Origin of the sequence: Methanoculleus horonobensis (assembly GCF_001602375.1) — an archaeon.
In the GTDB taxonomy this organism is placed as follows: Archaea; Halobacteriota; Methanomicrobia; order Methanomicrobiales; family Methanoculleaceae; genus Methanoculleus; species Methanoculleus horonobensis.
The window spans coordinates 148,038-161,529 of the sequence record NZ_BCNY01000011.1 but is presented as its reverse complement, the minus strand read 5'-3'; the positions used below and the strand labels follow the sequence as shown (position 1 = coordinate 161,529).

The window sequence follows — 13,492 nt, the reverse complement described above, 5'->3', positions numbered from 1 at the left end:
TCACGGAGTGTCTCCTCCGGAACCGTGTTTCGCTGCCGTAGCCCGACCCTTCTCAGTCAGGCGGTACTTCTGATGCCGACTGCCGGGTTTCTCAGGGATGGTGTACTCGAGCATCTGATCGGCCAGTAGTTGACGGACGACCTTATTCAGCTGACCGGAGATCTCTTTCTGTCCGAGCCCCCTTGATAATTCTGCTTTAGACCTGGGGGCAACACTCAGGAGCACCAGAACTCTCGCTTCAAGTGACTCTGGCTGTGACTCTGGCTGTGGTGTCTGGCCGGGAGCCAGAGTCCGGCGAATAATCGTCCGGAACCCATCGCTGACGGCAAACTCCGGCTCGGGCAGCCCGGCCTCGGTGCAGTGCCGGATCATGTCCCGCGTCCCCGTGCCCATCCGCTCGATGTAGCCGGCGAGATACATCGGTTCGGCGAGGAGGGGGTTCGCCGGCACCGACCCGTGGGCCTGCCGGAGTTTTTCGAGCGTCAGGGACGGCGGGAGGATGCCGGGGTTCCAGATCTCCAGGCGGTCGGAGAAGAGCATCACCTGGACACTGCCGTTGCTCGTGTAGTCGCGGTGGGCAACGGCGTTCACGATCGCCTCCGCCACAACCTCCTTCGGGATCTCGTAGCGCACCGGGGCCTGCGGGCCGGCCTCGCGGGTGCCTACCGAGAGGGCGATCTTGCTCAAGACGAAATCCGCCGCCGCGTCCACAAGATCGAAGACCGTACCCTTGTAGACCTGGTATGAGGGGATCGGTTTGGCCACCTCGGTGCCGTGGAAGTGGGCGCACTTGATCTCGGAGGAGATCAGGAACCGTTGCGGTTGTTTACCGAAGAGGAGGGCCGCGGCGTTCGTCACCCGGCCGTCGTCGAGCAGGTTCAGGTGCTCCAGCAGGTCGTGGGGAGAGGCATCGGGGGCGATGGGGAACCGGCGGGTCGCTCGGGCCGTGCGGATGAACCACGCCATCCGTTTGGGATCCAGGTCGTCGAGCGTCGCCTTCATGCACGGGGCCGCGTCGAAGGGGCTGGAGCGGATGAGCTGCTTCTCCTCCAGGTACTCAACGAGCGCCGCATACAGCCCGGCGACCAGTTCCGAGGGGGTGTTAAACCGCTTCCGGATCAGCCCGCCCTCCGCCCTGCGAACAAGCGCACGCATCTTCGGGTGGCGGGCGGCGTCGTCCGTGCCCCTGACGTAGATGAGCCGGTACTTCCCCTCGGCGGTGGCGAGGTCGAACTCCCGCTCGGTCGGGGAGAGCCCTCCGGTGTTCTCGTAACCATAGTCGTTCCCGAAGAGCCCGACATAAATGTCGCAGCGCCGGACTTCGTCGAGGTATGCAACGTCGGTGCGGCGGTCGGCGGCCGGAAGTTCCTCAAAGAGGAAGACCTCGGAGAACCGCCGCATCAGTGCGTCGCCCCGCAGGTAGTCGCGGAGAGCCGCCCGCTCGTCGGCGAACTCCTTCTGCACGCTGCTGATGAAGATGCGGACGGGGTTCATGCTGCTGCTCTTATAGATGCTCCCAGACGAGTCCGAGCGCCGATCTTTTCGACTGCCATGTCTCCCCTCTATACGCCTCTGATTTCTTTCTGAGTAATCTCTCGGGAGTGAAGAAGAATCTAATGCCGGTCGATCGCGGCATCCTCTCGCAAGAGGGGTGTCGTCGCGCTACCATATCACATCATGTATCCGCCGCCGGCGAGAACCTCGATCGCCCGGCGAACTTCACCGCGCATTGGACAGCCCCGCACGAGGGGAAGAGCGGGGCGGATACAGCCTCCCCACACGCCACCCGCCGGAACGAGACGAACGGGACGATCCAGGCCCCCGCCCGGGTCCGGATCACCACCGCTCTCCCGGCGGGATGCACCGCCGCATGCCCCTCGATTGTCAATCAAGTTCCGCCTTCATGCCGCTCCCGCACGACCGGCGCGCGATGGTTCTTCATGACCGGAGCGGGAGAAAACCAAAGGTTTCCGACTCCGGCCGGCCGGAAAAGATCAAACTCTTCACATCCCCGGCCTCGATCCGGTAGCGTTCCCCCTCCACGTCGACGACGAGCCCGCCCGCGGGAATGAAACCGGATGCGAGTCTCTCGATACGGGCTGGAGGTTGGATCGGAACGCAAGAAACATGAACCTCCTCATACAGTATTTCATACGGGGCAAACAGCATAGCGGCCACCCGGGGCTCCCGGAGGTTTCGATCGACGTAAGGTAAAATAGGCAGGGAAAGAATGAAAGTGAAAGACTGCATAAAGATGATCGAAGCGGACGGGTGGTACCTGGTGGCGACCCGGGGTAGCCACCGGCAGTATAAGCATCCGTCAAACCTCGCAACCTCCGGTTGCTCATGCTCCGTTCCCTCTGGAACATCGCACAGGCCGGATCACCATCGCCGGGCACCTGGCAGACGTTCTTGCTCCGGGAACGCTGAACAGCGTTCTCAAACAGGCAGGGCTGAAAGGATTGAATAATGTATCGATTTCTTGTCATCGTCGAGCAGACCGACGGCAATTACTCGGCATACTCCCCGGATCTCGCCGTCGGTGCGTGGCGACCGGAGCGACCCGCGAGGAAGTGGAAGAGCGGATGCACGAGGCGATTGAGTTCCACATCGAGGGGCTCCGGGAGGATGGGCTCCCGATTCCCCCGTCACGGTCTTCAGCGATCTACGTAGCGGTCGGTAGAGGGTGAGCCCCCTCGATCACCGGTTCCTTCTTCTCCTGGAGATGCTCAATGGAGAGCTCGATAGCCTCCCGTGCCATCGCGTCCCGGGAAAGCCTGATCTGTCGAGAGTATACCCTGCAAGATAACGGACATTTATCGGACATATCGGACATCGTCTGTTTTGGTGTGTCTGATATCTGACGTGTTCACCGCACCCCCTCCCCCGTATTCCACTCCCGCACCAGCCTCGCATAACACCCCTCGCAGACCTTCGCCTGCGCCTCCCGCGAGCGGTAGACCGCCTTCCCCGCCCCGCAGACGTCGCACCGGCCGAGTTCGACCTTCGCCCGTGCAAACGTCCGGTGGTCAAGGACCCCCGGGAGCGGCTGCACCTTTCCGGGCCGCTTTCCCTTCTTCAAACAGTCGTAGCAGAGGTACTCCCCCCCGCCGCCCCGTCTCACCGACGACGTCGGCCGCCGGCCGCAAACGTGGCAGGGCTCGTCCTTCTCCACCGGGAGGGGGATGTAGTCCGAGGGTTGCACAATTACACCCGTTTTCACACCATCACACCCTGATTTACACACCAAAAATCCCTCTGGTGGAGCCCGTTCCCGGATCGGCCTGTTCTCCTCCGGAATAGCCGGGATCTTTTCACCGCTACCGATATCACAGAGACCCGAAGACGGGTCACCCGCTCCTGCAGGCAGGCTCTCCGTTCCCGGTAACGGGTGTAACTTGTTACTCTTATCAATACACATCTCAGTACATACCTCTCCTAGAGAACAATCCCCTCCATTATGGCCGGGGTCTTCGTTTACACTCTCCCCGGAATTCTGGTGAAAACCCGGTGAAGATGTGAAACCCTGAGAACCGCCGTCCGGGTCGTCGTCCAGCCAGACCGTGGCCCCCCCGCTCCAGGCCCGGTAGACCTCCAGGTCAAACGAGAAGTAGTGCTCCCGCCGCCGGACGGTCTCCCCGACCCCGAGCATCTCCCCGGTCACCGTCGCGTCGATGTAACTCACCGCCGGGCATTTCTCCAGCAGGCCCGCATACACGGCCCGGTTGTTGTTGTAGCCGTGGAGCAGCCGGTAGGTCCTCTGGTAGGAGAGGCCGAGAGCGCTCTGGAGCTGCCGGATGGTGAAGACCTCGATCCCCATCCCGGCGACCGTCTCCAGCGCCGCCGCCTCGTTCTTCGTCAGTTTGGTCTCCTGGCCCCCGGCCGTCCCCGAGAGAGCGGCATACAGTGTTGCCGCCGCCGCGAAGTCCTCCGGCCGGGCGATCACCGCCCCATCCTCCCCCCGGTCCCGCTGCTGGTAGAAGAGCCGTGCATGGCACTTGATCAGGTCGAAGAGCATGCCCGGGTTCCGGCGGTTCTGGGTCGCCGAGAACTGGACCCGCCGGGCGAACGGTATCCGGACGGGAAGGATCTCCCCTTTGACACCCTCCCAGATCGCCCGGCAGACGAGAACGTCCTCCTCCTCCGTGGGGAGCGGGCCGGTCGCCTCGACCTCTTTCATGTGTTCGAGCACCCGCCTGTCCTGCTCGATGGAGTCGTCGATCCAGGCCGTCAGCATCCGGTTCATCACCTGGTCGTCGCCCATATCCTCGACCTTCGCGAGCCACCAGACACACCGCTCCGGGATGGTGCAGACCCGGAGTTTCCGCTCGGTCGTCAGGGTCCGGTGCTCGATCGGCTGGCGGAAGTTCGTGGTCGCCGATTTGAGGACTTCCTGGAGGTCCTCGGAGAGCGAGACGTCGTCGAAGAGGAGGACGGTGCCGGGCCGGAGGTCGTCGTCGTAGTAGAGCGCCTTGTCCGAGACGGTGCCCCTGAGCCGGTAGGCCTCCGGGACGAGGTTCTGCATCGTCGTGCAGGCGTGGGTCTTCCCCTTCCCGGAGTTCCCGGAGACGGCGACGTGCAGCCCGTTCGTGTTCTCGACGGATTGCGAGGCAAGGGACATCGCCAGGCACTCCGCCACCGTCCGGTCGCCGACGTGGTTCCGGTTGAAGGTCACGAGGAGGAAGGCGAGCGGATCGCCGTGCCGGAGGATCTCCATCGCCCGGTGACGGTGCTCGCCGTCCGTCGGTGCCGGTGCCTCCTCCTTCTCTGGCTCTGGCACCCGTGTCGGCTCATACCTCTCCCGGAGTTCCGGCCACCGCTGCGCTCCCCCGCCGCAGCTCGCGTGGTGACAGCCGGCGAAGATCGCGCCGTTCGCAAACTGGATCGCAAACGCTCCGTCCTTATGCGCCGATGAGAACGGGCACTCGGCGAGGACGTAGAGGGTGCCGCCCCGGTAGGGTCTCGTGCTCCGCACGGCGATGCCGTGGTCGAGGAGCCAGGCGGCGAGGTCGATGCCGGATCCCTTCTTCTTCGGTTCTCCACGGGGGATGAGCCCTGCGAGGTGCCGGAGCCGTTCCTTGGGAACAATAGCGATCTCAGGTGGAACCGTGAGGATCTTCGCCCGCCGGTGCGGCCGCTCCGGCGTGTTGTCGCCCTTCCGGGAGAGCGTGCCGTAGAGTTTCCAGATCCGGGCGGCGTTGTGGTTCGCGGTATCGACGGTCACGGCCTCGTTCGAGAAGAGGGCGTCGAGGGTCGCGAGAGTGCTCCTGACAATCTCCGTTGCCGCCTCGTCGTTTGGAAGGTCGATCCTGTAGAGCAGGTGCGCCCCGTTCCCGGAATCGGCCAATATGGGCGCCGGGAACCCCTGTTCCGCGAGATAGCCCGCGATCCGCTCGGCCATAGCGAGCGCAGCCGCGTGCTCGGCGTCCGTCGACGAGACCCCGCTCGGCCGGACCGGGTCGATGTCGACCGGGAGCCAGCGCCGCCGGAGGATATCGGCGTCGGCGGTCGTCGCGTCCTTCCGGGTGAGCCGCATCTTGATCCGGTTTGCCCGGCGGGCGAGGAGGGCGGGGTTCACGGTGTTCAGGGTGACATAGATCCCGGCGACCGAGGGATCGGCATCGAGGGCTTCGACCTGCTCCGCGAACAGAGTATAGTCGTCGAAGTAGCCCGAATGGGTGACGCCGTCGGCAAGCGCCCGGACCTCGACCACCCCGCCTTCGGGGGCGAGGAGTTTCACAGTCCGGCGGATCTCTTCTTTCAAGCGCCTGCCTCCAGGGTCAGTGGAAAGAGGGGGGCGCTCGCGGCTTCCCCGCGAGCCACCCGCTGGAAGGAGACGAACGGGATGATCCAGCAACCGGCGCGGGTCTGGATCACCACTGCCCGTCCGGCCGGGTTGACCGCCGCATGTCCTTCGATCGTCACGGATGAGGTGACGATCCCGCCCGTCCGCCGCACCCGCTCCCGCATGATCGGGGCCGGCCGGCCGAAGAAGATGAGTGCCTTCGCGTCCTCGGGTGCAATCCGACAGCGCTCCGCCTCGATGTGGACGATGAGTCCGCCCGCGGCGGTGCAGGCGAGGGTGCCCGCCTCCGAAATCATGGCCGCCCCCGCTCGACGCTGATCGCGTACTGGTGGTTCCGCGTCCGGCGGACGTTGATCTCCCGCACCGCCCGGCCGTGCCGCCGGATCTCGTCCGCGACCGCTCGCGGGACGAGGAAGAGCGGCACCGGGGAGACGTTTATCTCTTCCGGTGAAGATGTACCAGTGGCGGCCTGGCCGACGGTGCGGTCACACTTCTGGTCCGGGCTGCCGCCGCTGGTTCTCGGTTCGTCTCTTCTCTGCTGCATGGTTCTGTACCTCACGCACCGGCGTTCTCTCCGGCGCATACACCATCATCAGGAACTGCCGGTTAAAAGGGTGAGCCTATGGCTCCGGACAGGACAACCGGCCACATATAAGCGTTACTTTACCGGGAGATCGTGAAACCGGAGAATCATCGAGAGCTGCTCAATCCCGCCGAGAATTTCAGGGGATGAGAGATCCTGATTTGTCCGGGAAACTGCATGCGGCAGCCACATCCTCGGGATCATACCGGAGACGAATCGCCCGGCCCCGCCCGCGCCCCGTTCCGGGCACGAGATCGATGATCCCGGCCTTCGAGAGCCCTGTCAGGTGCTCATGGTACGTCGTCTTCCCGATCGGGAAGTAATCCCGTGCCGCCTCGAAGACCGCCCCCGACATCATATCGCCCCCTTCCCGCGACCGCTCCGCGATCCGGGAGAGCAGCGCCCGCTCGCCCGGCGAGAGTTCCGCGGCACGGGTCCGGAGCACCGGCGCCACGACCGTCCGGGCTGCGACCGTCACGTCGCCCGCGGTGACCCGGCGGCGGCCGTCCTTCTCCGCCCGGAGGACTGCTGCCCGAACGAGGTCGATCCCGACACGGACATCCTGTTCGCCGGCGGCGATGCCGGCGATACGGTCGAGGAGGGATGCCGGCATCACCCCGGGATAAAGCCCCTGCTTGATGCGGTCGGTGAGGATCTCGCGGATCTCGCCCCTGTCGTAAGGTGGGAAGAAGACCTCCAGAGGATGGAAGACCGACCGGACGCTCGCATCGGCCTCGGCGTAGAGGTTCAGGGCGAGGTCGCCTGCGACTGCAAAGACTCCGGGCTTTTTGACGTCCCACTTCTCGTAGAGCCGGAGGATCTGGTAGAGGAGGAGATTAGAGGTTCCGGCTGCGATGAGGTAGTTTGCGTCGTCGAGGCAGACAACAAGCGCCGCATCCTCGCCGTGGAGCCGGGCGGCGATCCCCTCTTTGACGCCGTCGAGGTGCCGGCCGGTCGGCGGCGGGGCGTAGCCGAAGATCTGTTTGAAGATACTCCGGTAGACGGCGAGCGGCGTACGGTCGTGACGGCAGTTGACGTAGACCGGGACGATCCTCTTTGTCTCCTCCCGGATCTCGCGAAAGATCCGCCGGACGGTGGTGGTCTTCCCGGTCCCCGGCGGGCCGCGGAGGACAGCGCTCCCCGCGCTCCCGCCCCGGAGCGCCGGCCGGAGGAGCCAAGCGAGTTCCCTGACCTGGGCGTCGCGGTGGTGGATCTCTCCCGGGAGATACGTGAACTCGAAGACCTCGGGGTCGCGGAAGAGCGTCTCGTCGGAGCGGAGGAGGGAGGAGTGCGTCATACGTCAGTCTGGAGAAAAGAGGGTTGTTAACGAGGAGCCGGGCGCGGGATGAAAGTGAGGGGGGCAACCGCGAACTTCGCGAGCCGCACCGACTGCAGAATCGCCGCCATAATCCCTATATAGTCTCATGGACAATTCTCCACTGGAGGGGTCGCATGTCGGAAACTCGTCTCCGTTATACGGTTCTTATGGAGCAGAATGAGGAGGGAGGGTATACCGTAACGGTACCGTCCCTTCCGGGATGTGTCAGCGAGGGGTCTACCTGGGATGAGGCGCTGACGCATATCGAGGAGGCGATCGCGGGATACGTCGAGGTGGCCCGGAAACTCGGCAGACCAATCCCGGTTGAGATCTCCGTTCCCCTGAACACGACCAACGCCGGGATATGAAACTTCCGAGAACCACCGGTGCAAAGGTGGTCAGTGCTCTCAGGAAAGCCGGGTTCGAGGAGGTCGGCACCCGGGGAAGCCACCATTACCTCTATCACGCGTAGCGTGACGTCATCGTCACTGTTCCCCTGCATTCCAAAAAGACCCTTGCGCCCTAGACCCTTCAGACGATTCTTTTCCAGGCCGGGATCACCGTCGACGAGTTCCGGGCGCTCCTGTAGTCTGTTGCCCGTTTGTTTTCCTGGGGTTCCCGGAAGAGATCAAGGCGGCCTCGCCTCCGGGCATGCTGATCCTCCGGCACTTTAATCTATACGCCTCTGCCTGAAGAGGAGTTGTTTACCGGGGCGATCTGTGCTCCGGCATTGAGAAAAATTGAGTGGGGACTTCTGTCCCCCTCACTCCAGCGTCCCAACGGTGTCGGCCCAGGTCTCGACCGCGTTCCGGATGGCGTCGTCCTGGTAGGACGAGAGCCGGACGGTCTTGCGGGTGAAGGTGACGTAGTAGTCGTCGCCCGTGGGGTCGTGGCACTTGAGCTGCGCGTAGTAGGTCTCGCCGGGGCCGTTCCGGACGGCCTCGCCGCCCATCGCCGTTGCGAGGGCCGCGTTGTCCATGACCTCGGCGGCGTTCGCCTCGAAGGCGGCGATCGTCGGGGACTGGATCGAGACGGTCCCGACGCGCTTGCCCTCACCGTCGAGGAAGTTCACCTTCGCGGTGTAGTGCTCGCGGTTGCGGACGATTGCGGCCACCGGCTGCCCGTCGGCGCCCGTATACCCGACGCACCCGAACGGGTTGTCGTCGATGACGGACTGGATGAGGTTGTTAAACGACGTTACGCTGACGATCGGGACGGCGAGGTCCCGGACCGCCGTTTTGTTCACGGTAGTCTGAACGAAGTCTGCCATGGTTTTTCACTCCTCACGGCACAACCCTCTGGGTCGTGCCTGTTAGGAAGACGCGAAGCATCTTCCGTGGCACGGCTCAACCATCTGGTTGTGCCTGTTAGGAAGACGCGAAGCGTCTTCCGTGCCTGCATGTTCCCGGGAATATGACAGACAACTATAGGGTAGACCCGGGAGGGTATCAGCCTGACTTTATCGGGAAGCCCGGATCGAGCCCGGATTCTTGAATATAACCATTACGGTCAGCCTTTTTGTCCCCGACCCCCTATAGTCCCCCGGGAGGATAACCAGGATGACCGAGGAGAAGACCACCCGGGAGCTCGTCTACGAGACGAACCGGGATGTGAAGTGGATATGCAGAACCCTGCAGAGAATGGAGGCGCAGGATGAGGAGTTCGAGGGCCGGATCCGGGGTTTGGAGGGCTGGCGGGCGGAGAAAGCGGGGGAAGAGCGGAGGGTTTCGACGATCGGCGCCGGGGCCGGCGGGGTCGTGGGCGGGGTGGTGGCGGTGATCGTGAAGGTGTTCGGCGGGGGGTGAGCCTCCTCCGGGCCTGATCTCCCCCGGATTCAAAAAAGGTCAATACGATTGAAGGCAGAAAGAAACGTTGACGCGAGCATCTCCATCGTCGGAATGGTTCGTTCCTCAAGGCTGGAGATGCTCAATCAATCCAGCAGGAACGGTACGAGCCATGGAGATTCATAAGGAGATTCTTGCCGCCTTCCCCGGTCTCTCGGTTGCAGAGGGTGATGTCGGGCCGCTGTCGATTCAGGAGAAGAGTCCGGCCCTGAACGGCCTGAGCGACGAGACCATCCGCCTGGTAAGAGAACGGTATACGCTGGAGAGGATCAAGGATGAGCCCCTCTTCAGGGCTTATCGGGACTTCTTCTGGAAGGTGGGCATCGATCCGACCAAGACGCGGCCCGCTTCAGAAGCGCTTGTCCGAAGGATCCTGGCCGGGAAGATGCTCCCGGCGATCAACACCGCGGTGGATGCCTATAACCTGGCCTCAGTCCGGACTGGCATACCCATTGCGGCGTTCGATGCCGATACCCTGGGTGGGGATCTCGCGATGCGATTTGCAGGAGAGGGCGAGGAGTTCCTCGGCATCGGGATGGCCGCACCCGTCACGCTCCATAAAAACCAGGTCATCCTGACGGATGAGGATGCGATCGTCGCCGTCTACCCGTACCGCGACTCCGATGCAACAAAGATCACCCTCGCCACAACGACGGTTCATATCGTGGCATGCGGCGTGCCGGGGATTGAGCGGGAGAAGGTCAGTTCGGCATACGAACTGGCCGTCGCATACCTGCGGGAATACGCTTCCGGCATCCGGTGATATTGAAAATGAGCGGGCCTGCACTCTCTCTTTCCCGGCCGTTGTAGTGCGGGTCATCAATCCGTCTCCTGCACTGCCCCTCTGAAGCGTGCATCGGATCGACCGGTTGCCGAAACAGGCATATAGTTCTCCGGATATGGACGACCATGAAGATCATACTGGCCAGTATATTTGTGAACGATCAGGAGAGGGCTCTGAAATTCTACACTGAAACGCTCGGCTTCGTGAAGAAGAGCGACGTCTCCGCCGAAGGCTACCGGTGGCTTACCGTCGTCTCCCCCGACGACCGGAACGGGACCGAGCTGCTGCTCGAACCGAACGACAATCCGGTGGCACAGGCGTACCAGAAAGGAATATTCGAACAAGACATCCCCGCCGCGTCCTTCGGCGTCGAGGACGTCCGTGCGGAGTATGAGGGGCTGAAAGCGCAGGGCGTGAAATTCACGACGGAGCCGACCGATATTCTCGACCGGGTGACCATAGCGGCCTTCGACGACACCTGCGGCAACCTCATCCAGATCCAGACGCTGCAAAAGTGAACCACTCTACTGGAGGCGGTCCGCTCCTGAGCTGGTGGAACCTCTACTTTTTACCGCACCATGAGCCGCCCCCCCCCGGATCTCCAGAACATAACAAAATTGTTATATAACACATCTGTTATACATCCTATTCATTGGGTGCAGCATGTTGCCTGTAGGAAGTCCCGCACCGGGTAGCGCCGCCGCCTGCCGCTACTCCCCCGGGGCGCTGGATAGCGAGACGCTCCGCTACCTCCTCGTCGGCCGGGAGAACCTCCTCGGGGAGATGCTGGAAGACCTGGATCGGGCGTCCCGGAGCGGAACGCCGCGGTTCTTCATCCTGACCGGCTCCCACGGCGCCGGAAAGTCGCACCTGCTGAACCTGCTCTACCACCGGGTGCAGGACGAGCTCTCCGGGCAGGTTATCCCCGTGAGACTCGCGGAGGAGGAGTACTCGATATTCAGGGCGTCCGACTTCTTCCTCCGGGTGCTCGCGGAGATGGGGATCGATACGTCAGCGATCGCCGCGCTCGACGACGACCCCCTGGTCCTGGACGTTGCGGTCGATACCCTCACCGAAGCGGCCGCCGGAGGGAGACAGATCGCGGTATTCGCCGATAACGTGCACGAACTCTTCATCCAGATGGACAAAAGCGAGATCCGGGCGCTGCGGTCGATATTCCAGCGGACGGATCTCTTCTCGGTGGTTGCGTCGGCACCGTCGCTCTTCCCCGGGATATCAGATCACGACGAGCCGTTCTACAACTTCTTCCGGGTCTTTCACCTCCGGGGACTCGAACCCGCCGAAGCGAAGGAACTCATGCAGAGGGCTGCACGGCTGGACGGCAACACCGCCTTCATCGAGAACTTCCCCGATTACGAGCCCGGCATCGAGGGGCTGCTGCACCTCGCCGGCGGCAGTCCGCGGGTGGCCGTTCAGGTGTACGAGACCTTCTCCCGATGCGGCACCGATGATATGGGGGCCGTCTTCTTCAGGATGATGGACGAGCAGACGCCCTACTACCGGGAGGTGTTCGGGAGGCTTTCCGGGCAGCGGAGGATCATCTTCGATACCGTTCTCAGCGCGGATACCCCCCTTACGCCGAAGGATATCGCGGAGCGTGCCCGGCTGAACCCGGCGACGGTGAACGCGCAGCTCCGGAGGCTGGAGGCGGACGGCTACGTCGTCTCCCGGCCGATGAGGAAGCGGACGTCGTACGAGGTCCGGGATCGCCTCTTCTGGCTCTGGCGGGCGATGCGAAGACCCGCCGGCCGGGACAGGATAGGAACCTTCATCGAATTTTTAGACGCCTGGCACGAGCGGCCGCCGGTCATGGAGGGCGAATCCCTGCAAGAGCCGTCGGTTCCGTATACCGCCGGGGAACGAGCCGATGCGCTGGCGGCGATCGGGGAGACGCAGGGGCAACCGGGAGATCCGGCTCAGAGAGCGCAATTGATGCAGGTCTCGCTCGATCGCGCACGCGAGGAACTCCTGAACGGAAACGAGACGAACGGCCTCTCCCTGATTGGTGAGGCTTACAGGCACGCGGAAGACCTGAACCAGGGCACGGTGCGGCGGATCACGGCGGATTTCCTGAAAGGGCTCGTCGGTGAGGGGCGGGTCTCCGTGATCAAAAGCGCCGTTCGCGGGGTCGTCGCGTCCGGGGGCGCCGGGTTCGAGGGATTCTTGAAACCGGTCGCGGATGCCGTAGAGATCGTCGAGGCGAGCGACACACGGCTGTATTACACGAAACTGCAGCCGGAAGAGAGATCGGTCGTCGCCGGGATCGTCCGGGCGATCACGGGATCGGGGGAACTGGTGCCGGGGCTCCTTGCCCGGTTGTTGACGTGAGGACGTTTGGGGGGCGGTGCGGTGACGGTGGAGCGGCAGACCACTCAAAGCAGGTATCCGGCGGGAGAAGCACTTCGCGAAGATACGGAAGTGGCTGCCTGCCCCCCGGAACTGTTATTCAGGTTGCCACCTGTTTGAACGCCACGGAACCGGTTAAATCGTTCCCGGATCAATGTAACGTATGGATATCTTCGACTCGGTCTACCAGGGCACGCCCCCCTGGGAGATCGGCCGGCCCCAGAAGGCGTTCGTCGAACTCGCCCGGGCGGGAGAGGTTACCGGCTCCGTCCTGGACGTGGGGTGCGGAACGGGGGATCACGCACTCTTTTTTGCGGAGGAAGGGCATGAGGTGCTCGGGATCGACACCGCCGCTCTTGCGATCAGGAGAGCCGAGGAGAAGGCGGCCAAAAGAGGGCTGAAGGCGCAGTTCCTCGTCCATGACGCACTGGACCTCTTTGGGCTCGGCAGGACGTTTGACACCGTCATCGATTCCGGCTTCTTCCACACCCTCTCCGACGAAGACCGGCCGGTCTTCGTGGATAACCTCGCAGCCGTCCTCGCGCCCGGCGGGCGGTACTTCATGCTCTGCTTTGGCGACCAGAATCCCGGCGAGTACCCTCTGCCGAGGAGGATCACGGAGGGGGAGATCCGGGATTCCTTCCGGGACGGGTGGCGGATCAACTCCATCCGGCCGGCGGTCTTCGAGAACAGCATCCAGCCCGAAGGACACCATGCCTGGCTCGCGGCGATATCGAGAATTGTTCCCGGCGGCGAATCGTGACCCTGCATTCCATCCTCCGTTGGACTG

At 63.4% G+C, this 13,492-nt stretch carries 16 protein-coding genes; 9 read left to right on the top strand and 7 right to left on the bottom strand.

Translation table 11 applies throughout. The features are described 5' to 3' along the window. Window positions 1-1,494, bottom strand: coding sequence for a DUF4062 domain-containing protein (locus MCUHO_RS02900; protein WP_067073147.1), 1,494 nt, complete (start codon window positions 1,492-1,494; stop codon window positions 1-3). Window positions 1,495-1,675: 181 nt separating this feature from the next. Next, on the bottom strand, window positions 1,676-1,888 hold the full coding sequence (locus tag MCUHO_RS13100) for a hypothetical protein (protein ID WP_328585623.1): 213 nt from the start codon (window positions 1,886-1,888) through the stop codon (window positions 1,676-1,678). A 342-nt stretch (window positions 1,889-2,230) separates the two neighbouring features. On the opposite strand from MCUHO_RS13100, the gene MCUHO_RS13135 reads away from it, so the two are divergent. Both MCUHO_RS13135 and MCUHO_RS12250 read left to right on the top strand, forming a co-directional pair. Beyond that, complete coding sequence (locus MCUHO_RS13135) at window positions 2,231-2,470, top strand: type II toxin-antitoxin system HicA family toxin (protein ID WP_394328821.1); 240 nt, start codon at window positions 2,231-2,233, stop codon at window positions 2,468-2,470. A gap of 76 nt (window positions 2,471-2,546) precedes the next feature. After that, the gene (locus tag MCUHO_RS12250) at window positions 2,547-2,690 is read left to right on the top strand and encodes a type II toxin-antitoxin system HicB family antitoxin (protein ID WP_328585622.1); all 144 of its coding nucleotides are present in this window, start codon (window positions 2,547-2,549) and stop codon (window positions 2,688-2,690) included. A gap of 179 nt (window positions 2,691-2,869) precedes the next feature. Here the strand turns inward: MCUHO_RS12250 and MCUHO_RS02890 are convergent, their stop codons facing one another. From MCUHO_RS02890 to MCUHO_RS02875, 4 genes are all read right to left on the bottom strand, one after another. Continuing rightward, complete coding sequence (locus MCUHO_RS02890) at window positions 2,870-5,764, bottom strand: hypothetical protein (protein ID WP_067073145.1); 2,895 nt, start codon at window positions 5,762-5,764, stop codon at window positions 2,870-2,872. Beyond that, complete coding sequence (locus tag MCUHO_RS02885; protein WP_067073142.1) at window positions 5,761-6,102, bottom strand: hypothetical protein; 342 nt, start codon at window positions 6,100-6,102, stop codon at window positions 5,761-5,763. The genes MCUHO_RS02890 and MCUHO_RS02885 overlap by 4 nt, the downstream gene beginning before the upstream one ends. After that, window positions 6,099-6,350 (bottom strand): hypothetical protein, encoded by a 252-nt coding sequence (locus MCUHO_RS02880; RefSeq protein WP_235808140.1) that lies wholly within the window; start codon window positions 6,348-6,350, stop codon window positions 6,099-6,101. Before MCUHO_RS02880 ends, MCUHO_RS02885 begins: the two co-directional genes overlap by 4 nt. Window positions 6,351-6,528: 178 nt before the next feature. Beyond that, on the bottom strand, window positions 6,529-7,686 hold the full coding sequence (locus tag MCUHO_RS02875) for an ORC1-type DNA replication protein (protein ID WP_067073138.1): 1,158 nt from the start codon (window positions 7,684-7,686) through the stop codon (window positions 6,529-6,531). 188 nt (window positions 7,687-7,874) lie between these two features. On the opposite strand from MCUHO_RS02875, the gene MCUHO_RS02870 reads away from it, so the two are divergent. Both MCUHO_RS02870 and MCUHO_RS12960 read left to right on the top strand, forming a co-directional pair. Next, window positions 7,875-8,075 carry a type II toxin-antitoxin system HicB family antitoxin gene (locus tag MCUHO_RS02870; protein WP_328585621.1) on the top strand — a complete coding sequence of 67 codons (201 nt, stop codon included), beginning with the start codon at window positions 7,875-7,877 and terminating at the stop codon, window positions 8,073-8,075. Next, entirely contained in the window at window positions 8,072-8,179 is a 108-nt protein-coding gene (locus MCUHO_RS12960; RefSeq protein ID WP_235808139.1) for a type II toxin-antitoxin system HicA family toxin, read from the top strand. The genes MCUHO_RS02870 and MCUHO_RS12960 overlap by 4 nt, the downstream gene beginning before the upstream one ends. 291 nt (window positions 8,180-8,470) lie before the next feature. Here the strand turns inward: MCUHO_RS12960 and MCUHO_RS02860 are convergent, their stop codons facing one another. Beyond that, complete coding sequence (locus MCUHO_RS02860) at window positions 8,471-8,977, bottom strand: hypothetical protein (protein WP_067073134.1); 507 nt, start codon at window positions 8,975-8,977, stop codon at window positions 8,471-8,473. Between the two features lie 289 nt (window positions 8,978-9,266). Between MCUHO_RS02860 and MCUHO_RS02855 the strand changes: the two genes are divergently transcribed. From MCUHO_RS02855 to MCUHO_RS02835, 5 genes are all read left to right on the top strand, one after another. Beyond that, window positions 9,267-9,512 (top strand): hypothetical protein, encoded by a 246-nt coding sequence (locus MCUHO_RS02855; protein WP_067073132.1) that lies wholly within the window; start codon window positions 9,267-9,269, stop codon window positions 9,510-9,512. Between the two features lie 151 nt (window positions 9,513-9,663). Next, the gene (locus MCUHO_RS02850; RefSeq protein WP_067073130.1) at window positions 9,664-10,314 is read left to right on the top strand and encodes a B3/B4 domain-containing protein; all 651 of its coding nucleotides are present in this window, start codon (window positions 9,664-9,666) and stop codon (window positions 10,312-10,314) included. Window positions 10,315-10,460: 146 nt separating this feature from the next. Further along, a complete protein-coding gene (locus MCUHO_RS02845; protein ID WP_067073128.1) occupies window positions 10,461-10,853 on the top strand; it encodes a VOC family protein in 393 nt (130 codons plus the stop codon). A 145-nt stretch (window positions 10,854-10,998) separates the two neighbouring features. After that, window positions 10,999-12,684 (top strand): BREX system ATP-binding domain-containing protein, encoded by a 1,686-nt coding sequence (locus MCUHO_RS02840; protein ID WP_067073125.1) that lies wholly within the window; start codon window positions 10,999-11,001, stop codon window positions 12,682-12,684. Between the two features lie 181 nt (window positions 12,685-12,865). Continuing rightward, window positions 12,866-13,465, top strand: a complete 600-nt coding sequence (locus MCUHO_RS02835) for a class I SAM-dependent methyltransferase (protein WP_067073123.1) — start codon at window positions 12,866-12,868, stop codon at window positions 13,463-13,465. The last annotated feature ends 27 nt before the right edge of the window (window positions 13,466-13,492 follow it).